We start from the raw sequence: 25064 nt of genomic DNA, 5'->3' as shown, positions 1-25064 counted from the left end.
GCGCGGATCAGCGCCCCTGCGAGCGTCCGCCCTGCCACTGGCCCTGACCGCCCTGCCCCTGCGGGCGACGACGACGCCGACGGCGTGCCGGCGGATTCGTGGCGGAGCCGGACTCGCTCGGCGCGGCGACGCGCTGTCCGGAGGCCGGGCGGGACTTCTGCTGCGGACGCTGCTGCGGCTGCACCGGAGCGGGCTTCACGTGCGGGGCCCTCTCGCCGACGAGTCCGGTCACAGCGTCAGCGGTCACCGGCTCGAGGTCGGCGGAGATCTGCGCTTTGCGCAGCAGATCCTTGACGTCGCGGCGCTGCTCGGGGAGCACGACCGTGACGACGGTGCCGGCGGCGCCGGCCCGCGCCGTGCGCCCGGAGCGGTGCAGGTACGCCTTGTGCTCGACGGGCGGGTCGACGTGCACCACGAGATCGACGTTGTCGACGTGCACGCCGCGCGCTGCGACATCGGTCGCGACGAGCACGCGGACGCCGCCGTCGGCAGGGTCGGTCGAGAACGCGCTGAGGTTGCGCTCCCTGGCGTTCTGGGACAGGTTCCCGTGCAGATCGACGGCCGGGATGCCGGCAGAGGTGAGCACCTTCGCCAGCTTCTTGGCCTGGTGCTTAGTGCGGGTGAAGAGGATGCGGCGGCCGAGGCCGGACGCGAGGTCGTTCACGAGGGCCTTCTTGCGGTCGGCGTCCTCGACGAGGAGCACCCGGTGGGTCATCTCGCCGACCGGGACGCTCTCCTCATCCACCTCGTGGCTGACCGGATCCTTCAGGAAGCGGCGGGCGAGCGAGTCGATGCCGCGGTCCAGCGTCGCGCTGAACAGCAGGCGCTGGCCGCGCTCCGGCGTGGCCGTGAGGATGCGGGTGACGCCGGGGAGGAAGCCGAGGTCGGCCATGTGATCGGCCTCGTCGAGCACGGCCACCTCGACGGCGTCCATGTGCGCGATCCTCTGCTTCATGAGGTCTTCCAGCCGGCCGGGGCAGGCCACGACGATGTCGACGCCGTTGCGGAGCGCCTGCTCCTGGGGACGCTGGCTGACTCCGCCGAAGATCGTGGTGACGCTGAGACCGGCAGCCCTCGCCAGCGGGCTGATGGTCGCGGCGATCTGCGTGGCGAGCTCGCGCGTCGGCGCGAGCACGAGACCGCGCGGGTGGCCGGGACGGCTCTTGCGTCCGGCATCGGTCAGGCGCGCCACGAGCGGCAGGGCGAAGGCGATCGTCTTGCCGCTGCCGGTGCGGCCGCGGCCGAGCAGGTCGCGGCCGGCGAGGGAGTCGGGGAGCGTGTCGCGCTGGATGGCGAACGCCTCCGTCTTGCCGTCGGCGGCGAGGACGGCTGCGAGAGGCGCGGGTACGCCGAGTTCGAGGAAGGTAGGCATGGGGATACTCCGTCGGCGCGCGGATGAAGGCGCGCGATAGCTGGGTGTGAGGTGGGCGAGGGCGCATGCTCTGTCGGGTGCGCACCTGTTCGCCGTTCGAAAGGCCAGCGGATGCTGGTGGTGGGAGCTGATCTGCTCGCTTCGGTCCTCAGAGACCCCGTGACGACGACGTAGCCGCCCGAGGGCGACCGTCTCAGTCTATCAGCATCGGCATGCCCGACCGCGCATACGGCGGCATCCGCGCGTCCTGGTCTCAGGCGTGCAGCGCCTCGTTCAGCGTCACGCCGGCGCCCGTGCGCTGTCTTGCCTCGATCGCGCCGGTGGTCGAGTTCCGCCAGAACAGGATGCCGTCGCGGCCGCTGAGCTCGGATGCCTTGACCGTGCGCCGTGCGCCGTCCGCCGTCTTCGGGGCGTCAGCGAGGACGATCTTGGACGAGGCGGTGATGTACAGTCCCGCCTCCACCACGCAGTCGTCGCCGAGCGCGATGCCGATGCCTGCGTTCGCGCCGAGGAGCGAGCGCTCGCCGATCGAGACGCGCACCGTGCCGCCGCCGGAGAGCGTGCCCATGATCGATGCCCCGCCCCCGATGTCGCTGTTCGCGCCGACCACGACGCCCTGCGAGATCCGGCCCTCGACCATCACCGGGCCCAGCGTCCCTGCGTTGAAGTTCACGAATCCCTCGTGCATGACGATCGTTCCCGGGCTGAGGTGGGCGCCGAGGCGCACCCTCGAGGCATCCGCGATGCGCACGCCCTCGGGCTGCACGTAGTCGAGCAGCCGGGGGAACTTGTCCAGCCCCTGCACCTGGATCCCCTGGCGCTGCAGGAGAGGGCGGAGACGTGCCGCATCCGCGGGGAGCATCGGGCCGGCCGTGGTCCAGGCGACGTTCGGCAGATATCCGAAGACGCCCTCCAGGTTCAGCTCGTTCGGGCGGACGAGCAGATGGGAGAGGGCGTGCAGGCGGAGATACGCGTCGGCCGTCGAAGCCGGCGCCTCGTCGAGATCGATCCGCAGCTGCACGAACTCGGTGCGCGCGTTCCTGCGGTCGTCGGACTCCGCGAGAGGCTCGTAGGCGGCGACCGCGGCCGCGGCGTCCGCCGGGTCCGGCTCGCCGGCGCCGACCTCCGCGTACCACGCGTCGAGGACCGTGCCGTCTCCGGCGATCGTGGACAGTCCGACACCCCATACCGTGCGCGCGTTGCTCATGAGGACAACGCTATCGTCCTTCGAAAGGCGCGACGGGCACCGCGGGGAGGCCCGACCGCTCATGGGGCCTGTCGAGGTGCACCGCGGCGCGCCGTAGGCTGGGGGCATGGTGCTCGATCTGACCGCGTCCTCCCTCGAACTCACCCGCGCGATCTGCGACATCCCGAGCGTCTCGGGCGAGGAGGAGACGCTGGCGGACGCCATCGAGCAGGCCGTGGCGGCGCTGGGGCACCTCGAGGTGACGAGGCACGGCAACACGATCGTCGCCCGTACGCATCTCGGCCGCCCCCAGCGCGTGGTCATCGCCGGACACGTCGACACCGTTCCGATCAATGAGAACCTGCCGGTGCGGGACGTCGACGTCGATGGCACCCCGTACCTGTGGGGGCGGGGCACGGTCGACATGAAGGCCGGCGTGGCCGTGCAGCTGAAGCTCGCCGCCGAGCTCACGGATCCCGTCGTCGACATCACCTGGATGTGGTACGACAACGAGGAGGTCGCGGCGTCGCTGAACGGCCTCAACCTGCTCTCCGCCGAGCGGCCGGACCTGTTCCAGGCGGACTTCGCCATCCTGGGCGAGCCGTCGAACGGCGAGGTCGAGGGAGGCTGCAACGGGACGCTCCGCGCCGTCGTCCGCACGCACGGCGTCCGCGCGCACAGCGCGCGCGCCTGGGTGGGGGAGAACGCGATCCACCGCGCCGCGCCGATCCTCGCGCGTCTCGCCGAGTACCGCGCCAAGGAGGTCACGGTCGAGGGCCTCGCCTACCGGGAGAGCCTCAGCGCGGTGCGCATCACCGGCGGCGTCGCGGGCAACGTCATCCCCGATCTCTGCGAGGTCGAGGTCAACTACCGCTTCGCCCCGAGCAAGACGGCTGCGGATGCCGAGGCGCACGTGCGCGGCGTGCTCGCCGGGTTCGAGGTCGAGATCACGGACGCGGCCGAGGGCGCCCGCCCCGGCCTGGACGCCCCGATCGCGCAGGACTTCGTCGCAGCGGTCGGCGCCGAGCCCCGCCCCAAGTACGGCTGGACCGATGTCGCGCGGTTCTCCGCGCTGGGCATCCCCGCGGTCAACTACGGTCCGGGCGACCCTCACCTCGCGCATCATGACGAGGAGCGGGTGCCGCTGGCGCAGATCGTCGCCGTCGAGCGCGGGCTCAGGACGTGGCTCACCGCGTCCTGATGACGGCGGCCCGCCGGTGGGCGGAGGTCCCCGTCGCGGCGCGCATCGCGATCGTCTATCTGACGGCGCGTCTGGTCACCACGGGGTTCCTGGGCCTCGCGGCGTCCCTCTCCGGTCCGCTTTCGCGGTACGGCGCCGACGCCGGCATCTCGGACTTCGTCCTCGGCTGGGATGCCCAGTGGTACTGGCTGGTCGCCGTCGAGGGGTATCCGAGCGATCTCCCGCTGACCGAGTCCGGCGACGTCGCCGAGAACGCCTGGGCCTTCATGCCCGTGTTCGCATATGCCGCGCGGATCGTCGGCTTCGCCCTCGGCTCCTGGGGCGCCGGCGCCATGGCGATCTCGCTCGTCACCGGCTACTTCGCCTGCGTCGCCCTGCACCGTCTGCTGCGGGATCGGATCGGCGCCTCCGCCGCACTGTGGGCGGTGGTCTTCTTCGCCGCGGGGCCGTTAGCCGCGCTCTTCCAGGTGGGCTACGCCGAATCGCTGTTCCTGATGATGCTCCTGTTCGCGCTGGATGCCGTGGCGCGTCATCGCTATGCGGTGGCGTATCCGCTCATCCTCCTGATGGCCTTCACGCGGCCGGGCATCCTCGCCTTCGCGCTGTACATCGGGCTGCACGGCATCCTCCGCCTCGTGCGCCGGCGCACCGAGCCGCTCCCCGTCCGCGACGTCGTGCACATCGTCCTGCTGGGCGCGCTCGCCACGGCGACGGGCTTCGCATGGCAGGTCATCGCTGGCCTCGTCACCGGGAACCCGGATGCCTATCTCGCGACCGAGCTCGCCTGGCGGCGGAACTGGGGAGTGGACGCTGCGGGCTTCATCCCGTTCGACGGCTGGGTGCAGGCCGCGCAGTTCTGGTTCGGGCGATGGGGACTTCCGGGGTGGGGGGGCATCGCGGCGCTCGTGGTGCTGGTGGCCGCCGCGGCGGCGGCCCTGCTCCTGCTGCCTGCGGTGCGACGCCTGGGGGCGGACGTCCGGCTGTGGAGCGCGAGCTATCTGCTGTACCTGCTGGCGGTCTTCTTCCCGCAGTCGTCCACGTTCCGCCTGCTCCTGCCGATCACGCCGCTGTGGGGCGCCGTCGCGGTGCCGCGCAGCCGCGCATATCGTCTCGCGGTGCTCGCCGCATGCCTTCTCGGGCAGTGGCTGTGGATCTACAACGTGTACGCCGTCGCCAACGCCTACTGGCAGGTTCCCTGATGTTCATGACGTTTCTTCCCAGTAATCGCACAGGGTCAGGCGGCTACCGATAAACTTGTCGCATACCACCGAGGAAAAGGAGCCACGATGGCAGCGATGAAGCCGAGGACCGGAGACGGACCCATGGAGGCCGTTAAGGAGGGGCGACTCATCATCGTGCGCGTTCCGCTCGAGGGCGGCGGCCGGCTGGTCGTGTCCGTGAACGATGCAGAGGCGAAGGAGCTTCACGACGTGCTGGCCGGCGTCGTGAACGCCGCCTGACGCGCTCAGGAGAAGTGCCGAGGGGGCGGAGGATCTGCGGATCCTCCGCCCCCTCGCTCGTTCCCGGGACGGCCGTCGCTAGTCGCTCTCGGCGACGCTGATCAGCTGCAGCAGGCCCTCACCCGACGAGGAGATCGAGGCGAGCACGGCGGGGGACTGCTGGGTCTCCTGGATGAGAGAGCGGAAGCCGGCGGTGACGGCGTCGCGCTGCACGGGGTCGGCGACCTTCCCGCCGGCGAGGATGCGGGGGACGAGCACGATTCCGCCGGTGCGCACCAGACGCAGGCCGTGCTCCACGTACTCCACCGCGTTCTCCGCGTCCGCGTCGACGAGGACGATGTCGTAGGAGGCCTCGTTCATGCGCGGCAGGACATCGGATGCCCGGCCGGTGATGAAACGCGCGCGGGTGGTCGGGATGCGCGCCTCGGCGAACGCCTGACGGGCGGCGGCGAGGTGCTCGGGCTCGTTGTCGATCGACGTGAGCACGGCGTTCGGCGCCCCCCGCAGCAGCCACAGGCCCGAGACCCCCGCACCGGTCCCGATCTCGACCACCGTGCGAGCGTTCACCGCTGCCGCGAGCACGGCGATCTGCGCGCCGACGAGCGCGCTGATCGGGGCCGCGCCGATCTCGTCGGCCCTGGCGCGGGCGCGGGCGATGGCATCGGGTTCGACGGTGGCCTCGCGGATGTATCGCGCGTTGGCGTCGTTCTCGCTCATGACTGCTCCCGTGCTCGTTTCCTCCAGCGTATGCGCAGGATCCTGCGTGGCCGGGCAGGCGCGGCGGGGTAGCCTTGAGCCATGAATTTCGGCCTCGATTTCGAGAAGCTGCTGGTGATCGGTGTGATCGCCGTGCTGCTGATCGGTCCCGAACGGCTGCCCCGTTATGCCGAGCAGTTCGCGAAGCTGGTGCGACGTGCAGGGGAGATGCTGCGCGATACGAGGGCGCGCGTCCAGGAGGAGATGGGGCCGGAGGCGAACGACGTCGACTGGAGGCGCCTCGACCCTCGTCAGTACGACCCGCGGCGGATCATCCGGGACGCCCTGTTCGAGGAGCCGATCCCCGCGACGACGGTGAGGCAGCCGGCGGAGGCCTCGCCCGTCGACCCCGTGATCGCGACCTCTGCGGCATCCGCGGTCCGCCCGTCGAAGACGCCGCCGGTCTTCACCCGCAGCAGCCCGCCGCCGTACGATCCCGAGGCGACCTGAGGCGCGACGCGGCTCAGGAAGACGTGCCGGCGCCGATCGACGCCCGCAGATGCGCGATGTCCGCGTCGTCGAGGAGCGCGCGAGGAAAGGCGGTGACCACGGTGGTGCCCCGCACGCGCAGCAGAGCCGCATGCCGACCGAGCTTGAAGCCGCTGAACGCGTCGTAGGCGACCTCCGACACTCCCTGCTTCGCGACGATCTCGATCCTCTCCGCGCCGACGCTGACGCGCACGACGGAGCCGGACGGCATCGCGGTGACGATGGCGCGCCGCGCGGAGGCTCTCGTGAACAGCAGCGATCCGACGATCAGGGCGACGAGGGCGAGGAGGGTGAGCGACGCCGTCGTCGCCCGCTCAGGATCGGCCGCGATGATCATCGGCAGGATCAGCGCGTTGACCACGAAGGCCGCCAGCAGGGCCGCGTAGGCGATGATCGCCAGCGGACGCGTCACCACGTAGACGGTCGCGTCGAAGGTCATTCCGCGCTGCAGCTCGGCGTCCACCTGGATCGTGCGGGGTACGGAGGTCACCACAGGATTCTGTCACGCCTCGCCGGTCGCGGTGCGGAGGGACATCGGCAGCGACCGGCCGGCCAGGCCTCGGCCCTTCTGCACGAGAGCGTCGGCGAGATCCCGGATGGCCGTCGCGGCCGCATCGGCCGGCTCTCCGATGACGACGGGCGTGCCCGCGTCGCCGCCGGCCCGCAGAGCCGGACTCAGCGGGATCGACGCGAGCAGCGGGACCTCCTCCTCCGGGGTGCTGAGGGCGGTTGCCACCTCGGCGCCCCCTCCCGACCCGAACAGGTCGACGACGGTTCCGTCCGGCAGGGTGAGGGCGGCCATGTTCTCCACCACGCCGATCACCCGCTGACCGGTCTGGCGGGCGACGAGGCCGCTGCGGATCGCGACGTCGGACGCGGCGGACTGGGGCGTGGTCACGACGACGACCTCTGCGTTAGGCAGCAGCTGCCCGATCGAGATCGCGATGTCGCCGGTCCCCGGTGGCATGTCGATGAGGAGCACGTCGAGGTCGCCGAAGTGCACGTCGGTCAGGAACTGCGTGATCGTGCGGTGCAGCATCGGGCCGCGCCAGGCGACGACGGACTCGCCGTCGCGCAGGAACATCCCGATGGATATGGTCTTCACCTCGTGGGCAATCGGCGGGATCATCAGGTCGTCGATACGGGTCGGCTGGGTCCCCGCGGGGATGCCGAGCAGCCCGGGGATGGAGAAGCCGTGCACGTCGGCGTCGACCAGCCCGACCGAGAGCCCCCTCGCGGTCAGCGCGACCGCGAGGTTCGCGGTCACGGTCGACTTGCCGACGCCGCCCTTGCCGCTGGAGACCAGGATCACCCTGGTGAGCGAATCGGGACCGAACGGCATCTGACGTGCAGGGCGTCCTTCGCGCAGCTTCTCGGTGAGCGCCTTGCGCTCCGTCGGCGTCATCACGCCCACGTCCACCCGCACCTCGTCCACGCCGGGGACGGATGCCGCGGCGCGGCGGACATCGGCCTCGATGCGATCGGCGGCCGGACAGCCGACGATCGTCAGCACGATGCCGACGTGAGCGATGGCGCCGTCCACGGTGACCTCGCGCACCATGTCGAGCTCTCCGATCGGGCGCCTGAGCTCCGGATCGGTGACGGCGGCGACCGCCGCGCGGACGTGCTCCGTCGTCATGCGCGCGGTCGCGGTCGAAGGGTCTTGACGGGCCCGGTGCGCGGCGAGGGCGCGTCGTCGTCGCCGTCCTCGAGGTCCGCGAGCAGCGCCTTCAGCTCCTGACGGAGCACATCACGGGTCACGACCTGGGAGTTGCGCTCCTCGAGGGCCATGCGCAGCGCCACGATCTCACGGGCCAGGTATTCGGTGTCCGCGAGATTGCGCTCCGCACGCTGGCGGTCCTGCTCGATCTGGACCCGGTCGCGATCGTCCTGGCGGTTCTGCGCGAGCAGGATGAGCGGCGCGGCGTAGGAGGCCTGGAGCGAGAGCATCAGCGTCAGCGCGGTGAAGCCCAGGGCCGCGTCGTCGAAGCGCAGGCCCTCGGGCAGCAGCGTGTTCCAGCCGATCCACGCCACGCAGAACAGCGAGAGGATGAGCAGGAAGGCCGGCGTCCCCATGGCACGCGCCACCCACTCCGTGAAGCGGCCGAAGCGATCGCGCGAGGTGGGACGCTGGCGTGCGGCGGTGCGGGCGAGCGGCGAGTCCAGCCCGGTGCGCGCGGGCTTCGCCATCATCGTGCACGGCCTTCCGGCGCGGCGGCGGGTTCATCGATGTCGTGCGTGCGCCAGTCGTCCGGCAGCAGGTAGTCGAGGACGTCGTCGACGCTGATCGCGCCGACCAGTCGGCGGGCGGAGTCCACCACGGGGAGCGACACGAGGTCGTAGCTGGCGAGGATGCGGGCGACCTCGGCGGCCGATGCGGTGACGGACACCGGATCCATGCTGTCGTCCACGATGGCGCCGAGCCGCTCGTGCGGCGGGTAGCGCAGCATCCGCTGGAAGTGCACGACGCCGAGGAGTCGGCCCGTCGGCGTCTCGAACGGCGGAAGGGTCACGAAGACGGCGGCGGCGAGGGCCGGGTGCAGCTCGTGGCGTCGGATGAGGGCGAGCGCCTCCGCGACCGTCGCGTCGGCCGAGAGGATGATGGGCTCCGGCGTCATCAGCCCGCCGGCGGTGTCCGGTCCGTACGCGAGCAGCGTGCGGACGTCCTCGGCCTCCTCCGGCTCCATCAGCCCGAGGAGCTGCTCCAGGCGCTTCTTCGGCAGCTGCGCGAGGAGGTCGGCCGCGTCGTCCGGCTCCATCTGATCGAGGATGTCCGCGGCGCGCTCGTCGCCGAGCCGGTCGAGGATGTGCACCTGCTCGTCTTCGGGCATCTCCTCCAGCGCATCCGCCAAGCGGTCGTCCGAGAGCTCCTCCGCGACCTCGATCATGCGCTGCTGGGGGAGATCGAGCAGCGTCGTGGCGAGGTCGGCGGCGTGCAGCTCGGAGTAGCTGGCGACGAGCTGCTCCGCGGACTGCGCCTCGCCCGGCGCACGCTGCTCCGCGACCTCGCTCCAGGTCGCGAAGGCGGTCGGTCCCTTCGCGAACGGAGAGGCGCTCGTCTTCGGCTTGCGCAGGAAGAGCTGGCTGACACCCCATTCGCCGAGACGGTTGGGCTCGATCGCCACGTCCTCGATCACGGCCGCCCCGCTGCCGTCGATGAGGGAGACGCGACGGCCGAGGAGCTCGGCGAGGACCCGCACCTCGCCGGCGCGCGGCGAGAAGCGCCGCACGTTGATGAGCCCGGTCGAGATGACCTGGCCGGAGCGGATGGAGGTCACGCGTCCGATCGAGAGGAACACTTGGCGGCGACCGGGGATCTCGACCACGAGGCCGATGACGCGAGGAGCACCGGTACTTCGGTACACGATGACGACGTCACGGACCTTGCCGAGCCGGTCGCCCACGGGGTCGAAGACGGCGCAGCCGGCCAGGCGCGCGACGAAAACCCGTTGTGTGCTCACCCGTCCAGCGTAGTCCGCAGGGCCCTGCGGAGAGGCGCGTGGGAGAATGGGACGATGAGCATGCTGAACCGTCCTGCAAGCAGCGCCGAGGTCGGCGAGATCGTCGCCTCGACGCGCGACTACCCCAGCGCGCAGAAGACGGTGTCCAAGCTCATCGCCGGCGAGGTCCCTGCGCGCGACATCGCGATCGTCGGGCAGAGCGTGCGCACGGTCGAGCGGGTGACGGGACGACTCGGCTACGCGACGGCCGCACGATCCGGCGCCGTCAACGGCATCCTGATCGGCCTGTTCCTCTCGGCCATCTTCGTCCTGGGCAATCCGGAGGCGCCGATCCAGCTGTTCCTCGGCTTCGTGCTCGTGGGCGTCGCGATCGGCATGCTCCTCAGCCTCGTCACCTTCGCGATCGTGCGGCGCAGACGCGATTTCGCCAGCGTCACGCAGCTGGCCGCCGACCACTACGAGGTGACGGTCCTGCCGGCATCCCTGGCGAAGGCCAGAGAGGTGCTCGGCGCTCAGCGCCAGGCGCCGGTGCGGCCGCCGGTGAACCTCGACGAGCCGCCCCGGTACGGCGAAAGGGTGGCGCCCGGATCAGCGCCTGCGGTCGCTCCCGCCGCCGAGCCGGTGATCCCGCCGCGTCCCGCCGACCCGGCGCCGCGGTATGGGGAGCGGATCCCCTCGGAGCCGTCTGGCCTGTCTGAGGACGGAGACGAGACCTCGTCAGGGCCGCGTGTCGAGGAGGGACGCGCCGAGGACGGCTCGGACGATCAGGGTTCTCCGCGCGAGGACACCGGCCGCGACGCATCCTGAGCCGGCTCGTGGTCGCGGAGCAGATCGACGTCCGGCTCTCGACGGGCGTCGTCCCGATCCCGGTCGCGGAGAGCGACCCCGGTGAACGCCGCGGCACGGTGATCATCGCGCACGGAGCGGGCGCGGGGATGGCGCATCCCTTCCTCCTCGGCCTCGCCGGCGCGCTCGTCGACGCCGGCTTCGCGACGGTGCGGTTCGACTTCCCGTACCGGGCGCAGGGGCGTCGGATGCCGGGCCCGGCCGCCCACGCGATCACCGCATGGAACGCCGTCGTGGATGCGGTGCGGCAGCGCACGGACGCGCCGGTGTGGGCGGCGGGCAAGTCGTACGGCGGACGGATGGCCTCCATGGCCGCGGCGGACGGCATGGACGTCGCCGGCCTCGTCTATCTGGGCTATCCGCTGCACGCCCCCGGCAGGCCGGAGAGGCTCAGGGCGGACCATCTTCCCGCGATCGCCGTGCCGCAGCTGTTCATCGAGGGCGCGAACGATCCGTTCATCCAGCCGGTGGAGCAGTTCGAGGCGGTCGTCGCGACCTGCCGTGACGCCAGGGTGGAGTGGGTCGACGGCGGCGGGCACTCCTTCGAAGTGAAGGGGCGGCGGCGCCCCGCCGAGGAGATCGGGGCGTCGCTGGCCCCGCTCGTGGCGCGCTTCGCCGGGTGACGCCGCTGCCGCGCGTCGGGCGGATCCTTCGTGCGGAATTCCTGCACATCAGCCGTCCGTCGTCGGAATCGGCGCCGTCATGACGGATCGATCGATGGGTGCAGGAGTCCGGAACGGGCGCCGTCCGTCCCATGCGACGATGGTCGGGTGACCCTCGAACGCATCGCGCTGATCTCGGACGTCCATGGCAATCTCACCGCTCTCGAGGCGGTCCTCGCGGACATCGCGCACCGGGGTGTCACGCGGATCTTCAACCTCGGCGACACCGCGGGGAAGGGACCGCGCGGCGAGGCGGCCGTACGGCGCTGCCGCGAGGTCTGCGAGGTGAACGTGCGCGGCAACTGGGACGACTTCCTGCAGGGCATCCCGGATGACGGCCCCGCGGAGATGGTGTGGTGGCGCGACGAGCTGACCGCGGAGAGCAGGAAGTGGCTCGGAGGTCTGCCGTACAGCCACGATCTCGAGCTGAGCGGGCGCCGCATCCGCCTGTTCCACGCTTCGGCGCAGAGCCCGCACGTGCGGGTGCACTTCCACCACACGCCCGAGCAGTTCGCGGACATGTTCGAGAACACGGAGATGACGGGCGACGGGCCGCAGCCGGAGGTCGTCGGCTACGCCGACATCCACGACGCCTACATCGAGTCCTTCGAGGGCCGCACCCTGTTCAACATCGGCAGCACGGGCAACCCGCTGGACGAGCCGACGCCGTCCTACGTGATCCTCGAGGGCGGCTCATCGCCGGAGGACCCCTTCGGCATCCAGTTCGTGCGCGTGCCGTATGACGTCGAGGCGGAGATCGCCGTCGCCGAGGATCTCCGGATGCCGACGCGCGACGTCTGGGCGGTGGAGCTGCGCACCGCGGTCTACCGCGGGCGGCAGTGATGCCGGGTCTCCATCATGTCGAGGTGTGGATCGCCGAGCGTGAGCAGGCGGACGTCTGGCGCTGGCTGCTCGACGAGCTGGGCTTCACCCTCGTACAGGAGTGGGCGGAGGGGGTCTCTTGGGGCGCGGACGGCGCCTACCTGACGCTGACGACGTCACCGAACCTCACCGCGGGACACGACCGCAGGCGCGCGGGCGTGAATCATCTCGCGTTCCGCGGAGGCACGAGCTCCGAGGTGGATGCCGTCATGCGGGCCGCGCCCGCGCACGGCTGGGCGCCGCTCTACGCGGAGCGCTACCCGCACGCGGGAGGGCCGGATCATTACGCCGGCTGGCTGGAGAACGCGGCCGGATTCAAAGTCGAGATCGTCGCGCAGTGATCCCCGCCTGCCAGAGGCCCAGACCGGGGGCCGGTAGGGTGACCCTCATGCCTCTCGCCCTCGTCACCGGCGCTGCACGCGCGAACAGCATCGCCGCCGGCATCGTGCCGCGGCTCGTCGCCGACGGCTGGGAGGTGGTCACCAGCGATCTCTCGGATGCCGACGTGCCGTGCGATCTGTCGACCCGCGAGGGGCCGCAGGAGCTCATCGGCGCCGTTGTGGGAGCGCGGGGTCCGATCACGGCCCTGGTGCTCTCCCATGCCCACGACGTCGAGTCCGGCATCCTCGACACCACCGCCGAGAGCTTCGACCGGCATCTGGCGGTCAACGCGCGGGCGAGCCTGCTGCTGATCGCCGCGTTCGCGCGACAGATCCCGGACACCGGGGGAGCGGTGGTCGCGCTGACGAGCGATCACACCACGGGAAACCTGCCCTATGGCGCATCGAAGGGAGCCCTCGACCGGCTCGTGATCTCCGCCGCACGAGAACTCGGCCCGCTCGGGATCTCGGCGAACGTGCTCAATCCGGGCCCGATCGACACCGGCTGGATGGAGCCCGGCTTCGCCGAGGCCCTCGTCCCCGCGCATCCGCTCGGACGCATCGGCACGCCGGCGGACGTCGCCGCCTTCGTCTCGTTCCTGGTCTCGCCCGAGGGGCGCTGGGTGTCGGGCCAGCTCCTGCACGCCGACGGCGGCTTCTCCGCGCGCTACTGAGCGGCGAGCTCCGGATCCGACAGCAGCCGGTCCATGGTCGAGAGACCGAGCCGGCTCATCGTGGGATTCGCATCGGCGTAGTACCACCCCAGGCCCATCGCCTGCTGCAGAGCCCACGCGGCGCCGCGCAGCCACTCGGTCTCCTCGACCTCCAGGGCTCGTCTCAGGCGGGCGCGACGGGGTGCATCGAAGAGGTGCCAGGCGGCGACGAGGTCGAGCGCGCGGTCGGCAGGGCCGAAGGATCCGCTGTCCAGGACTCCCGCCAGCCGTCCGTCCCGCACGAGCAGGTTCGGCGGGGTCAGGTCGCGGTGCGACATCGCGACGGCGTCCGTCGCTCCGAGTCCGCGCAGCCGCGTCCAGAGAAGGCGCGCCCTTCCCCCGTCGAGCAGTCCTGCGCTGCGCAGGAAGCACTCCGCCATCCACTCGTCGTGGTCGCGCAGATCGCCGCCCCGTCCCCGGCCGTCGAACCGGCGATCGCCGACGGGGATGCTGCGCAGAGCGGCCACCAGCCGGGCGATGTCGTCGGCCAGTGCGTCCGACTCCTCGAGTCCGTCCGGCGTGGCCGGAGCGCCGTCCACCCAGGTCTGCAGGCTCCACGCCGTCGCGCACTCACCCGTCGGAACGCCCACCCCGATCGGCTCCGGCGCCGGGAACGGGCTCGCCGCCGCGAACTCGCCCATCGCGCGGGCCTCCTGCCGCAGCTCCTCGACCGGAACGGGGGCGAAGGGGAAACGGGCGACCAGATCATCGCCGACGCGGAACAGCGCGTTCATCGTGCCCGCGGAGGGGAGCCGGCGGACGGGCAGGACGCTCAGCTCGGGGAACTGCGCGCCGATCAGACCGGCGGCGGTTGCTTCATCGACGCTCATGCGAGCGAGGGATAGCCCAGACCGTCGGGCGTCCGGACGGCGTGTCGTGCGGAGACACGCCATCGAGGCGTCAAACGATCCGGGTCTGCCGACAATGGAACCTCGTTCAGGCCTGGACGCGGGCGATCCAGGCCTCGACCTCGTCCGCCGTGCGGGGGATCCCCGCCGAGAGGTTCACAGGGCCATCGGCCGTCATGAGGATGTCGTCCTCGATGCGCACGCCGATGCCGCGGTACTCCGCCGGCACGGTGAGATCGTCGATCTGGAAGTACAGCCCAGGCTCGATCGTGAACACCATCCCCGGCTCGAGGATGCCGTCGTAGTACATCTCGCGGCGGGCTTGAGCGCAGTCGTGCACATCGATGCCGAGATGGTGCGAGGTGCCGTGCACCATGTATCGGCGGTGCTGGCCGCCGGCATCCGCATCCAGAGCCTCATCGGCCGTCACGGGCAGCAGCCCCCAGGCGGCGGTGCGCGCGGCGATCACGGCCATCGCGGCCTCGTGCACCGCGCGGAACGGCACACCGGGCCTCGCCGCGGCGAAGGCGGCGTCCGCGGCCTCGCGCACCGTCTCGTACACGCGGCGCTGCACCTCGGAGAAGACGCCGTCCACCGGCAGCGTGCGGGTGATGTCCGCGGTGTACAGGCTGTCGGCCTCGACACCGGCATCCACGAGGATGAGGTCGCCCGGCACGACCGTCCCGTCGTTGCGGGTCCAGTGCAGGTAGCAGGCGTGCGGTCCGGATGCGGCGATCGTGTCGTAGCCCTCGCCATTGCCCTCCTCGCGGGCGCGGCGGTGGAACACGCCCTCCACGACGCGCTCGCCGCGTGCGTGCGCCACCGCCGAGGGCAGGGAGCGGATGATGTCGTCGAAGCCGGCGGCCGTGGCCTCCACGGCCCGACGCATCTCGGCGATCTCGTACTCGTCCTTCACGAGCCGCAGCTCCGAGACGAAGCGGGCGAGCTCGGCATCCTCGATCGTCACGTCGTCGTCACCGGCGACGAAGGCGGCGAGGTGGTCCGTGGGGACCGCGAGGTCGGCGGCGACGCCGGCCAGGGACGGACGAGGGCCGATCCAGAACTCCCCGACGGTCGCGTCGGCGTAGAACTCGGTCGTCGTGCGGTCGGCGCGCTCGCGGAAGTAGAGCGTGACGTCGTGGCCGGCCTCCGTCGGCTCGAAGACGAGGACCGAGTCCGGCTCGGAGTCCGAGGCCCACCCGGTCAGATGCGCGAACGCCGAATGCGCACGGAACGGGTAGTCCGTGTCGTTGCTGCGCTGCTTGAGCGATCCGGCGGGGAACACCAGGCGCTTGCCGGGGAAGGCCGCCGACACCGCTGCACGCCTGGCCGCCGCGAACGGCGCCTGCGCACGCGCCGCCGGGAGCGTCTCAGGGCGCTCTGCCCAGCCGGTGGAGATGGTGTCGAGGAATCCTCGGGGGAACGGCTGCCTGCGGTTGGTCACGACGGTCTTCGCCGCGTCCTCCTCGGTGGCCTGGGTGATCGTGTCGCCGGTGCTCATGCCTTCCAGTCTCTCACCCTCCGCCCGTGCGGGGGAGTGCGGCGTAGGCTGGTCGAATGCCTCCGGAGACGACTGCCGCCGCCCGCCCGTCGGCCGCGATCACGATCCTCATCGACGCCGTCCTGGTCGTCGTCTTCTGCCTCATCGGGCGGCTGTCGCACTCCGAGGGGGTCTTCGGGGACGTCGTCGGCCTCTTCGGGACGATCTGGCCGTTCCTGGCCGCCCTCATCGCGGTGCACGCCGTGGCGCTGGCCGTGGGGGTCCCCGCGCAGCGGATCGTCCCCGGCGTGCTCGTCTGGCTGGTGACCGTGGCCGGCGGCATCGGGCTGCGCGCGCTGGCCGGTCAGGGGACGGCGACGGCCTTCGTCGTCGTGGCTGCGCTCACACTCGCGCTCTTCCTGCTCGGCTGGCGCGTGATCAATCTCCTGGTCCAGCGGCGGCGCGCGGTCTGAGCGGCGTACCGAACTCCTGCATCTCGGCCGCGCGGAGACGCAGTCCCGTGCCGCAGGGACGAGGGCGCACGAGAAGTGCAGGAGTTCGGCGCATGCGGGTGTGCCGCTGCGGGCGTCAGCCCTCTGCGCCGGCCGGGTCGAGCTGCACGACGAGGCCGCGGTGGTCGCTGCCGCCGGCGTCGAGGACGATCGAGCCCGTCGGCTCCCAGTTCTGCGAGGCCATGATGTGGTCGATGGGCGCGCCGACGAGCTCGGGGAGCGATGCCGGCCACGTCGCCGTCGCGCCGTTGCCGGTTCGCGCGGCGACATCGCGGCAGTAGCCCATGTCGCCGCCGCCGACGCCGAGCGAGGCCATGTGGTCGATCGTCGCGTTGAAGTCCCCGGCGAGGATGAAGTCGCCCTCCGGGCACTGGTCCGCGATCCAGCTGAGATCCGACTGCCAGGCGGCCATGTCCTCGACCCGCGGCGCGACGGCGTGGACGGCCACGACGGTCGGGCCGTCGCCGTCCACCGGCATGACGACGGCGCTCGGCACCGAACCGGTGTTGCTGGAGCCGTCGCTGGACGACGCGATCACGGAGTAGTCGCCCAGATCGGGGGAGATCAGGATCGTGGTCTGCCACGCCTGCGGTCCGTTCTCCACGTCGGGGTTGAACTGCACGTGGTGGACCCACATCGGATGCCCCTGCTCCCGCAGCATCACCGCGATCCGGGATCCCACCGATTCGGCGGTCTCCGGAAGGGCGACGACGTCGGCGTCCTGCGCGAGGATCGAGCTCGCGATGTCCTCCGCGGAGATCGCCTCTCCGGCGGTGTTCCAGGTCAGCACCCGGATGCTGTCCGCCCCCTTGGCGGGCAGTGCATCGCCGCCGAATCCGCGCAGCGCGCCGACCGCCGCGGTCGCCGCAGCGCCGAGGAGCGCGACGATGAGGATGGAGGCGGCGAATCCGCGCAACGGCTTGGCCAGCAGCAGCAGGAGTGCGAGGACCGCGATCACGAGGAACGCCAGCAGCACGGTTCCGCGCACGGCGACGAGCTGAGCGAACGGGAACGTCTGCTCGAGGCGGAAGAACTGCGGCCACACCACGACCGCCGTCGCGATGGCGAACAGGACGGTCAGCAGGATCCCCAGTAGTCGGAACATCGCCTCCGAGCCTATGTGCAGCTGCTATGAATCGCCCTGCAACGCAGTGAGAGCCTCCTGCGCGAGCTGCAGAGCGCCGTGGGCCGGAGGCCGGTCGATCAGCAGCACGTCGAGGCCGGAGCGGAGCCGCACCTCTTCCCGGATCCGTTCCGCATGGCCCGGCTGGTGCATCGCCACTCCACCGCCCATCACGACGACGGATGCGTCGGGGCTGACCCTGCGGGCCTCGCCGATCAGTCCGACGGTGTGCTGCAGTGCGCTCCGGACGGCATGCGCCGAGGCCGTCGAGCCGTGCTCCTCGGCGGTGAAGACGGCGTCGGCCCAGCCCGCCCACGATGAGGCCTCCGAGCGCTGCATGAGGTCGACGACGTCCCGGAGCGTGCGTGCGCCGGTACGGGAGAGGAGCGCGTCGAGGAGCGGATCGGCCTCGGCGCGGCGTGCGTCCGTGAGCGCCCGCACGGCGTTGCGGACGATGCCCCACGCCGAGCCGTCGTCGCCGACGAGCCAGCCCCAGCCGCCGAGATAGGACGCGGCTCCGCCCCGCTGCCGCACCACGACGATCGAACCGGTGCCGAGGACGACGTTGATCGCGTCCGGAGCGCCCATCGCGCGGCCGAACAGCTCGGCGTCGTTGACGACGGCGACCCGTGCGCCGACGAGCGCCTGGACCTCCCGGCGAAGGCCCTCGCACTCGGCATCCGAATCGCATCCGTGTGCGCCGATGGCCACGGAGGCGACCGGACGCCCGGTCGCCTCCGTGATCGACGCGACGAGTCGCGCGCGTTCAGGGAAGGTCGCCCGGTTCCACTCCGCGCCCTCGATCATGCGCTCTGCGACGGGCGCACCGGCCCGCGGACGGTAGGCGACGTGAATCTTCGTGCCGCCGGCGTCGATCCCGAGCAGACCGGCGTCTGCGCTCACGGGCGGATCGCGTTCTCGTAGAAACGCAGGCAGATCTCGAGGGTCTGCCTGGCGGAGCGGACGTCCGCCGGAGGCCGTGCTCCCTCGGTCACGGCGCGCACGAGGACGTCGAGCGTGTCGAAGGTGTCGCTCGGGGTCGGCGCCGACGACCACTCGCCGTCGCGCCAGACCTCCAGCATCCCGCGGCGGGTGTCGGCGTGCACCGAACCGGCTCTGCCGACCAGATGCATGCTGGTGAACGAGTCCCCGCCGTTGCCGAGCCAGGTGTCCTCGACCGTGACGATCGCACCCGACGCGAGCGCGAAGACGGCGTGGCCGTAGTCCTCGACGCCGAGATCGGAGTGACGGCTGTTCGAGACGATGCCGCCGACGGACGCGATCGGGCTGTCGAAGAGCCAGTTCATCCGGTCGATCTGGTAGACGGCGTGGTCGATCCATCCTCCGCCCGGCGCCCGTTCCGGGTCGGTCCACCAGCTGGCCCCTGTCGCGCCCGGCCATGGCGCAGGGACGGCGCTGTGCATCGAGAAGGTGCCGCTGACGAGCTCCCCGATGCTCCCGGAGTGCACGATCTCCGACAGCGCCAGGGCGAGCGGAGAGGTGCGTCGTGCCTCGCTCGGCACGAACACGACGCCCGCGGCGTCCACGGCCTCGACCACGGCATCCGCCTCGCGGAGCGTCATGGCGAGCGGCTTCACGGCGACGATGTGCTTGCCGGCACGTGCGGCGGCGATGCACAGCGACGGACTCCGATCCACGCTCGTGAAGCAGGCGACCGCATCCACGGACGCGTCCGCGATCGCGGCGTCGAAGTCCGTCGACCAGGCGACGCCGAGCTCTTCGGCGACCTCTCTGGCGCGATCGGCGTCCGCGTCGACCACCACGACCAGCTCGGATGCCGGATGGGCCGTGACGGCGCGGGCGAAGGGGAGGGCGGCGTACCAGTGATCGAGGCCGAGCACGGCGATCTTCAACGGCATGGGAAGTCCTTTCAGAAGGTGGTCGTCAGCTCGACGACGCGGCTCTCGCCGGCGGACACCTCGACCGCCAGCATGATCTCGAGTGCGTGACGCGCGTGCTCGGCGCTCAGCACCGGCCGACGCCCCTCGCGGAGGCACTCCGCGAGATGACCGACCATGAGGGCGCGTCCGTACACGGCCCTGCGGGTGTTCTCCGCGAGCGGCGCATCGCCGTGCACCCATCCGTCGACGCCGGGCTCGAGGTCGGTCCGGTACATCTCGAGATCGTCCCGTCCCGGCTGGAGGATGTTGATCACGCCCTCGCGTCCGAAGATCTCGATCTTCGGACCGGTGTGCACGTGCAGGTTGTACGTGCCGTCGATCACGGCGAACACGGCGTCGCCGAAGTCCAGCATGAACAGGTTGTTGTCGGAGATGCCGACCGGGATCTCGAGACCGGCGAACGGTCCGTCGCCGCGCACGGTCCGCACGGCGTCGGTGATGCCGGAGAACGCGACGACGCGCTTCGCGGGGCCGAGGATGCCGGTGATCTCGTGTATGCCGTACACGCCCATGTCCAGCAGGGGACCTGAACCTTCCTGGTAGAACCAGGTCGGATCGGATTCCCAGCCGCGAGGCCCCCCTCCCGGCCCGGCATGGCTGCTGTGCACTCGGGCGAAGGCGATCCGTCCGATCCGCTCGTCGCGCACGAGCTCGGCGGCCTTCGCGTACGGCTCGTGCAGCATGTCCGGCGGTGCGCAGACGATCAGCAGGTTCCGCTCATCGGCCCGGCGGATGAGGTCGTCCGCCTCCTCGAGCGTCGCGGCGAGGGGCTTCTCGGTCACGAGATGCAGCCCTGCGTCGAGAACCGTCTTCGAGGTCTCGTAGTGGAGCGGGATCGGCGTCAGATTCACGATCGCATCGATCCCGCCGGCCGCGATCATCTCGTCGAGCGCGGCGTACGCGTACGGGATCCCGTACTCGGCGGCCACGGACTGCGCGCGATCGACGACCACGTCGGCGATGGCGACGACGTCGATGAGCCCGTCGTACCTGCTCAGATTGGGGAGCACGCCGTAGGAGGCGGTCGCGATGCCGCCGCTTCCGAGCACTCCGATGCGTAGCGGTGCTGATGATGTGGACATGCGCTCCTCGACTTCCGAAATGAACTATCAGGAATATTGCCAGATAAAACGAGGGAGAGAGAAGGGCAAACCTGGAATAGCTCCTTGTAAACATCATGTTTCCTGCGAGATTTCCGCTTGCGTGGTTGCGAACTGTCAGGGATCCTTGCAATACTGCTCGCACGGATTCGGCAGAGAGGCGATGACATGGTGACCAAACGCACCCCCGCTTGGCTGGGCGACGAGAACGCCGCGCACGCGCTGACCTCGGTCATCGATCGCGGCCCGCTCAGCCGCAACGGCATCGCGGGACTCACAGGGCTCTCGAAGCAGACCGCCGCGCAGATCGTGGCGCGGCTCGAGGAACGCGGTCTCATCGTCGGCGTCGGCGAGGAGGCCGCCAGCAGAGGCCCTTCGGCGGCTCTCTACGGCGTCCGCGACGACCTCGTCTACGGCGTCGCGGTCAACGTCGACCAGCAGGGTGTGAGCTCCAGCGTCGTGGACGTGCTCGGACGTTCGCGCACGATCGCGCACGAGTCCGCGAACGGCATCGGGTCGGATCGCAGCGCAGCGAAGGACGTCGCCCGCGCGGTCCTGCGCGCCTGCCGAGAGGCGGATGTGGATCTGTCCCGCGTCGGTCACGTCTGCATCGGGGTTCCCAGCAGCGTCGATCCCCGGTCGGACGAGCTCAGCTCCGTCGAGGCGTTGCCCGGCTGGTCGCGCAGCCATGTGCGCAGCCAGATCGAGGATGCGCTGGGATGCCGCGTGCGCATCGACAACGACGTCAATCTCGCGGCGGTCGCCGAGCGGAAGACCGGCGGATACGCCCCGGACGGCATCACCGCGCTGATCTGGATCGGCTACGGCATCGGCCTCGCGCTCGACATCGGCGGACGCGTCATGCACGGCGCCTCGGGAGGCGCAGGCGAGATCGGGCATCTCCCCGTCTCCCGTGCGCTCGTAGCCGGGGTGGAGGAGAACCTCGACATCGAGGACATCGTCGGCGCCGCCGCGCTCGAGCGACTGGCGCGGGAGCACGATGAGCCCGACCTGACCTTCGATCGCATCCTCGAGGGCGCACCGCTGCCCGTGCGGGTCGCCGAGGCCCTAGCGCCCCGGCTCGCCCATGCGGTGATCCCCGTCCTCGGCGTGATGGATCCCGACCACGTCGTCTTCGGCGGACCGGTCGGCAAGGCGGGCGGGGCGACCCTCGCCGAGCTGACCCGCACCGCGATCCGGAACCGCACACGCTGGGACCCGGCGGTCGGGGTCACCCGCGTCGACGGGGATCCGGTTCTCCAAGGCGCGCTCGAGGTGCTGAGGGTCGACCTCCGCGAGGACCTCGGCGCGCGCGCCAGGACATCCGAGGAGAGCGACCGCGAGGCCGCCCTGGAACGGAGTCTGCGCGCCGTGCAGTAGCACCGGCGGATCCCCGCACACGTCGCCGTCCACGGTGACGTGCGCTTGCAGTGCCTGAAACACCCCACACCCACACACCGAAAGGGAATGCCATGAAGCGCACTATGAAGCGCACCACCTTCGCCGCTCTCGGCACCGTCGTCGCCATCGTCCTCGCGGGCTGCTCGGCGGGCGGCGGCGAGGAGGTCGCCGAATCGGCGCCGCCCGCCGATGAGCTCAGCGGGACCGTGTCCCTGTGGCACCACTACTCGGATCGCGAGGCGGAGGTCATCCAGAGCGCCGTCGACGATTTCGAGAAGGCCTATCCGAACGTCGACGTGGAGGTGAGCTCCGGTCAGGAGGACACCAAGATCGCGCAGGTCGCCGCGACCAGTTCGAAGGTGGACGTCATGATCACGAACCTGAACGACACGCTCGGGACGCTCTGCAAGTCGATGGTGGACCTGCAGCCGTACATGGACCGCGACGATGTGTCGGACGCGGACTTCCAGCCGGTCTTCGCCGATGCGACGACCTTCGACGGCAAGCGGTGCGCCCTGCCGACGACCTCCGACGTGTACGGCCTCTACTACAACACGGAGATGCTCGCGGCGGCCGGATACACGACGCCGCCGACCACGCTGCAGGAGCTCGAGGACATCGCGCTCGATCTGACCACCTACAACGCCGACGGCTCGATCAAGACCCTGGGCTTCAACCCGCTCATCGGCAACGGGCAGATGACGCCCGCGACCTTCGGCCAGGCCGCGGGCGGAGCCTGGATGGAGGACGGCGAATCGGTGATCTCGCAGGACGATCAGTGGAAGGACCTGATCTCCTGGCAGAAGGACTTCGTCGACGAGATCGGCTACGACAGGCTGAAGACCTTCGCCGCCTCCTCCGGAGACGAGTTCTCGGCGGACAACTCGTTCCAGAACGGTCGCGTCGCGATGGTCCTCGACGGCGAGTGGCGGGTCGCCTTCATCCAGGACCAGGCGCCGGACCTGACCTATGACACGGCGCCGTTCCCCGTCCTGGAGGGCAGCGGTCAGACCCTCGGCGGCGGATACGCCGGGGGCGCGAGCATCGGGATCAGCGGCAAGTCCGCGAACAAGGAGGCGGCCTGGGCGCTGCTGAAGTTCCTCGCCGCCGACACGGGGGCCGCCGTCGACATCGCCAACGGGTTCAAGAACATCCCGACGCTGAAGGCGGCGGCGGATTCGGCGGACCTCGAGGTCCCGGACCCGTACCGCACGTTCATCGACGTCTCGGGCGATCCTGCCACGGCCACCTCTCCCGTCACGGCGATCGGCTCGACCCTGACGCAGGGCTTCGCGACCTTCTGGGCCGACTACCAGTCCGGCGAGGCGGACGAGGCTGCGCTCGAGGCGGGGCTGAAGCAGGTGGACGAGGACATCGACAACGCGCTGAGCCTGCGCGGGGCCAAGTGAGCGGACCCGTGCCGGAGACCGTCCTTGACCGCCCCGGGGGTGCGGGCGCCCGCCCGCGCCTCCGGGCCCCCGGCGCTCCGCGTCGCCGTCGCGCTCCGCGCTGGGCGATGCTGTCGATGATCGTGCCCGCCGCCATCGGGCTCGCCGTCTTCTTCGTGTACCCGCTCCTCGCGAACATCTACTTCTCGTTCACGAGCTTCGACCTCGTGAGCGATCCGATCTGGATCGGCCTGCGCAACTACGAGTACATGTTCACGCAGGACAGCCGCGTCGGCACGGCGGCGCTGAACACGCTGTGGTTCGTCGTCATCCTCGTGCCGGTGCGGATCCTGTGCGCGTTGGGGATCGCCCTGCTGCTGACCCGCCGCAAGCGCGCCAGCGGCGTCTGGCGCACGCTGTTCTACGTCCCGGCGCTCGTCCCGCCGGTCGCGAGCGTCGTCGCGTTCGTGTTCCTGTTCAACCCGGGATCCGGACCGGTGAACACCCTGCTGCGCCAGCTCGGCATCGCCGGCCCGCTGTGGTTCAACGATCCCGCGCTCTCCAAGCCGTCCCTGCTGCTGCTGGGCATCTGGATGATGGGCGACGTCATGGTCATCTTCCTCGCCGCTCTGCTCGACGTGCCCCGCGATCAGTACGAGGCCAGCTCGCTCGACGGCGCGAACGCCGCACAGCGCTTCCGCTACATCACGATCCCCAACATCGCTCCGGTGCTCATGTTCTCGCTCGTCACCGGCATCATCGCCGCACTGCAGTACTTCACCGAGGCTGCCGTCGCATCCTCCGTCGCGAACGGCAAGACGGGCATCGGATCGGGCGTGGACGCGCTGATCGGCTACCCGAACGACTCCCTGCTCACCTTCACGCAGTGGATGTACGTGCAGGGCTTCTCGAGCTTCCAGCTCGGCTACTCCGCCGCACTGGCCGTGGTGCTGTTCATCGTCGCGGCCGCCGTCATGGCTCTGCTCGTGCGCCGCATGGGCGCCTTCACCGGAAGGGGAACCCGATGACCGCCCGCAAGGCCCTCGGCTGGATCGGGGAGCACGCTCTGCTCGTCGCGCTGGTGATCGTCTTCGTGATGCCCATCGTGTTCGTCGCGCTCACCTCCTTCATGGGCTCGCATCAGACCCTCACCGGGGCGCTGTGGCCGCAGCCGTGGCAGGGCGACAACTATGCCAAGGCCTTCACCTCGGCACCTCTGCTGCTCTGGTTCGGCAACTCGCTCCTGTACGCGACGCTGTCCACGGCGTTCATGCTCGTCTCGTCCGTTCCCGTGGCTTACGTCCTCGCCAAGCATCGGTTCCGCGGCGACAGCATCCTCTTCTTCCTCGTGATCATCGCCATGCTGCTCCCGCCGCAGGTCACGCAGGTGCCGCTGTACGTCATGTGGTCCGGGCTCGGTCTCACCGGCACGCTGTGGCCGCTGATCCTCCCGCACCTGTTCGGCAGCGCGTTCTCGATCTTCCTGCTGCGTCAGTTCTTCGTGTCGCTGCCGACGGAGTACATCGACGCCGCCAGGATCGACGGCAACGGGGAGTGGGGGATCCTGCTGCGCGTGATCGTGCCGATGGCGAGACCCGGCATCGCCGCGGCATCCATCTTCACCTTCTTCGCCTGCTGGAACGACTACTACGGCCCGCTCCTGTACGCCTCCGAGGACACCGACAACTGGACGGTCGCGTACGGCCTCGCCAGCTTCCACGGCTCGCACTCCACCGACTGGGGAGTCATCATGGCCGTCACGGTCCTCGCCACCCTCCCGGTCGTCGTCATCTTCTTCTTCGCTCAGCGGACCTTCGTCGAAGGGATCACGCTGACCGGGGTCAAGGGCTGACGCGCACATCCGCCATCCATCAGAAGGAGA

Annotated in this window: 27 protein-coding genes; 14 read left to right on the top strand and 13 right to left on the bottom strand. The window is 70.5% G+C overall.

What is annotated here, in order from left to right; genetic code table 11:
• Positions 1-7 precede the first annotated feature (7 nt).
• Together ACYVGQ_RS15810 and dapD are read right to left on the bottom strand one after the other, a co-directional pair.
• On the bottom strand, positions 8-1372 hold the full coding sequence (locus ACYVGQ_RS15810) for a DEAD/DEAH box helicase (RefSeq protein WP_460785634.1): 1365 nt from the start codon (positions 1370-1372) through the stop codon (positions 8-10).
• A 253-nt stretch (positions 1373-1625) separates the two neighbouring features.
• Positions 1626-2579 carry a 2,3,4,5-tetrahydropyridine-2,6-dicarboxylate N-succinyltransferase gene (gene dapD / locus ACYVGQ_RS15805; protein WP_460785633.1) on the bottom strand — a complete coding sequence of 318 codons (954 nt, stop codon included), beginning with the start codon at positions 2577-2579 and terminating at the stop codon, positions 1626-1628.
• A 106-nt stretch (positions 2580-2685) separates the two neighbouring features.
• Between dapD and dapE the strand changes: the two genes are divergently transcribed.
• From dapE to ACYVGQ_RS15790, 3 genes are all read left to right on the top strand, one after another.
• Positions 2686-3759, top strand: coding sequence for a succinyl-diaminopimelate desuccinylase (gene dapE, locus ACYVGQ_RS15800; protein WP_460785632.1), 1074 nt, complete (start codon positions 2686-2688; stop codon positions 3757-3759).
• Positions 3741-4958, top strand: coding sequence for a hypothetical protein (locus ACYVGQ_RS15795; RefSeq protein WP_460785631.1), 1218 nt, complete (start codon positions 3741-3743; stop codon positions 4956-4958). Before dapE ends, ACYVGQ_RS15795 begins: the two co-directional genes overlap by 19 nt.
• Before the next feature lie 87 nt (positions 4959-5045).
• Positions 5046-5219, top strand: coding sequence for a DUF3117 domain-containing protein (locus tag ACYVGQ_RS15790; RefSeq protein WP_460785630.1), 174 nt, complete (start codon positions 5046-5048; stop codon positions 5217-5219).
• A 78-nt stretch (positions 5220-5297) separates the two neighbouring features.
• On the opposite strand, the gene ACYVGQ_RS15785 is transcribed toward ACYVGQ_RS15790, so the two are convergent.
• On the bottom strand, positions 5298-5936 hold the full coding sequence (locus ACYVGQ_RS15785) for an O-methyltransferase (protein ID WP_460785629.1): 639 nt from the start codon (positions 5934-5936) through the stop codon (positions 5298-5300).
• Positions 5937-6017: 81 nt separating this feature from the next.
• Here ACYVGQ_RS15785 and ACYVGQ_RS15780 point away from each other — a divergent pair, with 81 nt between their 5' ends.
• Complete coding sequence (locus ACYVGQ_RS15780; protein WP_460785628.1) at positions 6018-6425, top strand: Sec-independent protein translocase family protein; 408 nt, start codon at positions 6018-6020, stop codon at positions 6423-6425.
• A gap of 13 nt (positions 6426-6438) precedes the next feature.
• Here ACYVGQ_RS15780 and ACYVGQ_RS15775 read toward each other — a convergent pair whose 3' ends face one another.
• Genes ACYVGQ_RS15775 through ACYVGQ_RS15760 form a run of 4 tightly spaced genes read right to left on the bottom strand, consistent with a single transcriptional unit; the run spans position 6439 to position 9925 of the window.
• On the bottom strand, positions 6439-6954 hold the full coding sequence (locus ACYVGQ_RS15775) for a hypothetical protein (protein ID WP_460785627.1): 516 nt from the start codon (positions 6952-6954) through the stop codon (positions 6439-6441).
• Positions 6955-6966: 12 nt separating this feature from the next.
• Positions 6967-8103, bottom strand: a complete 1137-nt coding sequence (locus tag ACYVGQ_RS15770; protein ID WP_460785626.1) for an Mrp/NBP35 family ATP-binding protein — start codon at positions 8101-8103, stop codon at positions 6967-6969.
• Positions 8100-8654, bottom strand: coding sequence for a DUF1003 domain-containing protein (locus ACYVGQ_RS15765; protein WP_460785986.1), 555 nt, complete (start codon positions 8652-8654; stop codon positions 8100-8102). The genes ACYVGQ_RS15770 and ACYVGQ_RS15765 overlap by 4 nt, the downstream gene beginning before the upstream one ends.
• Complete coding sequence (locus ACYVGQ_RS15760) at positions 8654-9925, bottom strand: magnesium transporter MgtE N-terminal domain-containing protein (RefSeq protein ID WP_460785625.1); 1272 nt, start codon at positions 9923-9925, stop codon at positions 8654-8656. Before ACYVGQ_RS15760 ends, ACYVGQ_RS15765 begins: the two co-directional genes overlap by 1 nt.
• 54 nt (positions 9926-9979) lie before the next feature.
• Here ACYVGQ_RS15760 and ACYVGQ_RS15755 point away from each other — a divergent pair, with 54 nt between their 5' ends.
• The 5 genes from ACYVGQ_RS15755 (at position 9980) to ACYVGQ_RS15735 (ending at position 13369) form a co-directional block, all read left to right on the top strand.
• Positions 9980-10732: a YflT domain-containing protein gene (locus tag ACYVGQ_RS15755; protein ID WP_460785624.1), complete on the top strand. Its 753-nt coding sequence runs from the start codon at positions 9980-9982 to the stop codon at positions 10730-10732.
• 8 nt (positions 10733-10740) lie between these two features.
• The gene (locus ACYVGQ_RS15750; RefSeq protein WP_460785623.1) at positions 10741-11394 is read left to right on the top strand and encodes an alpha/beta hydrolase family protein; all 654 of its coding nucleotides are present in this window, start codon (positions 10741-10743) and stop codon (positions 11392-11394) included.
• 147 nt (positions 11395-11541) lie between these two features.
• Positions 11542-12276 (top strand): metallophosphoesterase family protein, encoded by a 735-nt coding sequence (locus ACYVGQ_RS15745; protein ID WP_460785622.1) that lies wholly within the window; start codon positions 11542-11544, stop codon positions 12274-12276.
• Positions 12276-12656, top strand: coding sequence for a VOC family protein (locus ACYVGQ_RS15740; protein ID WP_460785621.1), 381 nt, complete (start codon positions 12276-12278; stop codon positions 12654-12656). The genes ACYVGQ_RS15745 and ACYVGQ_RS15740 overlap by 1 nt, the downstream gene beginning before the upstream one ends.
• Positions 12657-12703: 47 nt before the next feature.
• The gene (locus ACYVGQ_RS15735) at positions 12704-13369 is read left to right on the top strand and encodes an SDR family oxidoreductase (RefSeq protein WP_460785620.1); all 666 of its coding nucleotides are present in this window, start codon (positions 12704-12706) and stop codon (positions 13367-13369) included.
• Here the strand turns inward: ACYVGQ_RS15735 and ACYVGQ_RS15730 are convergent.
• Together ACYVGQ_RS15730 and ACYVGQ_RS15725 are read right to left on the bottom strand one after the other, a co-directional pair.
• Positions 13363-14238, bottom strand: a complete 876-nt coding sequence (locus tag ACYVGQ_RS15730) for a phosphotransferase (protein WP_460785619.1) — start codon at positions 14236-14238, stop codon at positions 13363-13365. The genes ACYVGQ_RS15735 and ACYVGQ_RS15730 overlap by 7 nt on opposite strands.
• A 106-nt stretch (positions 14239-14344) precedes the next feature.
• A complete protein-coding gene (locus ACYVGQ_RS15725) occupies positions 14345-15757 on the bottom strand; it encodes an aminopeptidase P family protein (protein WP_460785618.1) in 1413 nt (470 codons plus the stop codon).
• Positions 15758-15813: 56 nt separating this feature from the next.
• On the opposite strand from ACYVGQ_RS15725, the gene ACYVGQ_RS15720 reads away from it, so the two are divergent.
• On the top strand, positions 15814-16209 hold the full coding sequence (locus ACYVGQ_RS15720) for a DUF3054 domain-containing protein (RefSeq protein WP_460785617.1): 396 nt from the start codon (positions 15814-15816) through the stop codon (positions 16207-16209).
• 115 nt (positions 16210-16324) lie between these two features.
• Here the strand turns inward: ACYVGQ_RS15720 and ACYVGQ_RS15715 are convergent, their stop codons facing one another.
• Genes ACYVGQ_RS15715 through ACYVGQ_RS15700 form a run of 4 tightly spaced genes read right to left on the bottom strand, consistent with a single transcriptional unit; the run spans position 16325 to position 20375 of the window.
• Positions 16325-17353, bottom strand: coding sequence for an endonuclease/exonuclease/phosphatase family protein (locus ACYVGQ_RS15715; protein WP_460785616.1), 1029 nt, complete (start codon positions 17351-17353; stop codon positions 16325-16327).
• A gap of 24 nt (positions 17354-17377) precedes the next feature.
• Positions 17378-18274, bottom strand: coding sequence for an N-acetylglucosamine kinase (locus tag ACYVGQ_RS15710; RefSeq protein ID WP_460785615.1), 897 nt, complete (start codon positions 18272-18274; stop codon positions 17378-17380).
• Positions 18271-19251, bottom strand: a complete 981-nt coding sequence (locus tag ACYVGQ_RS15705; RefSeq protein WP_460785614.1) for a Gfo/Idh/MocA family protein — start codon at positions 19249-19251, stop codon at positions 18271-18273. The genes ACYVGQ_RS15710 and ACYVGQ_RS15705 overlap by 4 nt, the downstream gene beginning before the upstream one ends.
• A gap of 11 nt (positions 19252-19262) precedes the next feature.
• Positions 19263-20375 carry a Gfo/Idh/MocA family protein gene (locus ACYVGQ_RS15700; protein WP_460785613.1) on the bottom strand — a complete coding sequence of 371 codons (1113 nt, stop codon included), beginning with the start codon at positions 20373-20375 and terminating at the stop codon, positions 19263-19265.
• Between the two features lie 186 nt (positions 20376-20561).
• Between ACYVGQ_RS15700 and ACYVGQ_RS15695 the strand changes: the two genes are divergently transcribed.
• The 4 genes from ACYVGQ_RS15695 (at position 20562) to ACYVGQ_RS15680 (ending at position 25034) form a co-directional block, all read left to right on the top strand.
• Positions 20562-21773: an ROK family transcriptional regulator gene (locus ACYVGQ_RS15695; protein WP_460785612.1), complete on the top strand. Its 1212-nt coding sequence runs from the start codon at positions 20562-20564 to the stop codon at positions 21771-21773.
• A gap of 104 nt (positions 21774-21877) precedes the next feature.
• On the top strand, positions 21878-23203 hold the full coding sequence (locus ACYVGQ_RS15690; protein WP_460785611.1) for an extracellular solute-binding protein: 1326 nt from the start codon (positions 21878-21880) through the stop codon (positions 23201-23203).
• Positions 23204-23211: 8 nt separating this feature from the next.
• Entirely contained in the window at positions 23212-24210 is a 999-nt protein-coding gene (locus tag ACYVGQ_RS15685) for a carbohydrate ABC transporter permease (RefSeq protein WP_460785610.1), read from the top strand.
• Positions 24207-25034, top strand: a complete 828-nt coding sequence (locus tag ACYVGQ_RS15680; RefSeq protein WP_460785609.1) for a carbohydrate ABC transporter permease — start codon at positions 24207-24209, stop codon at positions 25032-25034. Before ACYVGQ_RS15685 ends, ACYVGQ_RS15680 begins: the two co-directional genes overlap by 4 nt.
• The last annotated feature ends 30 nt before the right edge of the window (positions 25035-25064 follow it).

The organism is Microbacterium tumbae (assembly GCF_054780175.1).
The sequence above is the reverse complement of the archived record's forward strand: the minus strand, read 5'-3'. Positions and strand labels throughout refer to the sequence as shown.

What these genes read in the sequence shown, in the direction of transcription:
- ACYVGQ_RS15735 (WP_460785620.1), top strand. Translation starts at nt 12,704, where the DNA reads ATGCCTCTCGCCCTCGTCACCGGCGCTGCACGCGCGAACAGCATCGCC.
- ACYVGQ_RS15705 (WP_460785614.1), bottom strand. Translation starts at nt 19,251, where the DNA reads ATGCCGTTGAAGATCGCCGTGCTCGGCCTCGATCACTGGTACGCCGCC.
- ACYVGQ_RS15695 (WP_460785612.1), top strand. Translation starts at nt 20,562, where the DNA reads ATGGTGACCAAACGCACCCCCGCTTGGCTGGGCGACGAGAACGCCGCG.
- ACYVGQ_RS15810 (WP_460785634.1), bottom strand. Translation starts at nt 1,372, where the DNA reads ATGCCTACCTTCCTCGAACTCGGCGTACCCGCGCCTCTCGCAGCCGTC.
- ACYVGQ_RS15780 (WP_460785628.1), top strand. Translation starts at nt 6,018, where the DNA reads ATGAATTTCGGCCTCGATTTCGAGAAGCTGCTGGTGATCGGTGTGATC.
- ACYVGQ_RS15715 (WP_460785616.1), bottom strand. Translation starts at nt 17,353, where the DNA reads ATGTTCCGACTACTGGGGATCCTGCTGACCGTCCTGTTCGCCATCGCG.
- ACYVGQ_RS15725 (WP_460785618.1), bottom strand. Translation starts at nt 15,757, where the DNA reads ATGAGCACCGGCGACACGATCACCCAGGCCACCGAGGAGGACGCGGCG.
- ACYVGQ_RS15785 (WP_460785629.1), bottom strand. Translation starts at nt 5,936, where the DNA reads ATGAGCGAGAACGACGCCAACGCGCGATACATCCGCGAGGCCACCGTC.
- ACYVGQ_RS15720 (WP_460785617.1), top strand. Translation starts at nt 15,814, where the DNA reads ATGCCTCCGGAGACGACTGCCGCCGCCCGCCCGTCGGCCGCGATCACG.
- dapD (WP_460785633.1), bottom strand. Translation starts at nt 2,579, where the DNA reads ATGAGCAACGCGCGCACGGTATGGGGTGTCGGACTGTCCACGATCGCC.
- ACYVGQ_RS15765 (WP_460785986.1), bottom strand. Translation starts at nt 8,654, where the DNA reads ATGGCGAAGCCCGCGCGCACCGGGCTGGACTCGCCGCTCGCCCGCACC.
- ACYVGQ_RS15740 (WP_460785621.1), top strand. Translation starts at nt 12,276, where the DNA reads ATGCCGGGTCTCCATCATGTCGAGGTGTGGATCGCCGAGCGTGAGCAG.
- ACYVGQ_RS15790 (WP_460785630.1), top strand. Translation starts at nt 5,046, where the DNA reads ATGGCAGCGATGAAGCCGAGGACCGGAGACGGACCCATGGAGGCCGTT.
- ACYVGQ_RS15730 (WP_460785619.1), bottom strand. Translation starts at nt 14,238, where the DNA reads ATGAGCGTCGATGAAGCAACCGCCGCCGGTCTGATCGGCGCGCAGTTC.
- ACYVGQ_RS15680 (WP_460785609.1), top strand. Translation starts at nt 24,207, where the DNA reads ATGACCGCCCGCAAGGCCCTCGGCTGGATCGGGGAGCACGCTCTGCTC.
- ACYVGQ_RS15690 (WP_460785611.1), top strand. Translation starts at nt 21,878, where the DNA reads ATGAAGCGCACCACCTTCGCCGCTCTCGGCACCGTCGTCGCCATCGTC.
- ACYVGQ_RS15755 (WP_460785624.1), top strand. Translation starts at nt 9,980, where the DNA reads ATGAGCATGCTGAACCGTCCTGCAAGCAGCGCCGAGGTCGGCGAGATC.
- ACYVGQ_RS15770 (WP_460785626.1), bottom strand. Translation starts at nt 8,103, where the DNA reads ATGACGACGGAGCACGTCCGCGCGGCGGTCGCCGCCGTCACCGATCCG.
- ACYVGQ_RS15700 (WP_460785613.1), bottom strand. Translation starts at nt 20,375, where the DNA reads ATGTCCACATCATCAGCACCGCTACGCATCGGAGTGCTCGGAAGCGGC.
- dapE (WP_460785632.1), top strand. Translation starts at nt 2,686, where the DNA reads ATGGTGCTCGATCTGACCGCGTCCTCCCTCGAACTCACCCGCGCGATC.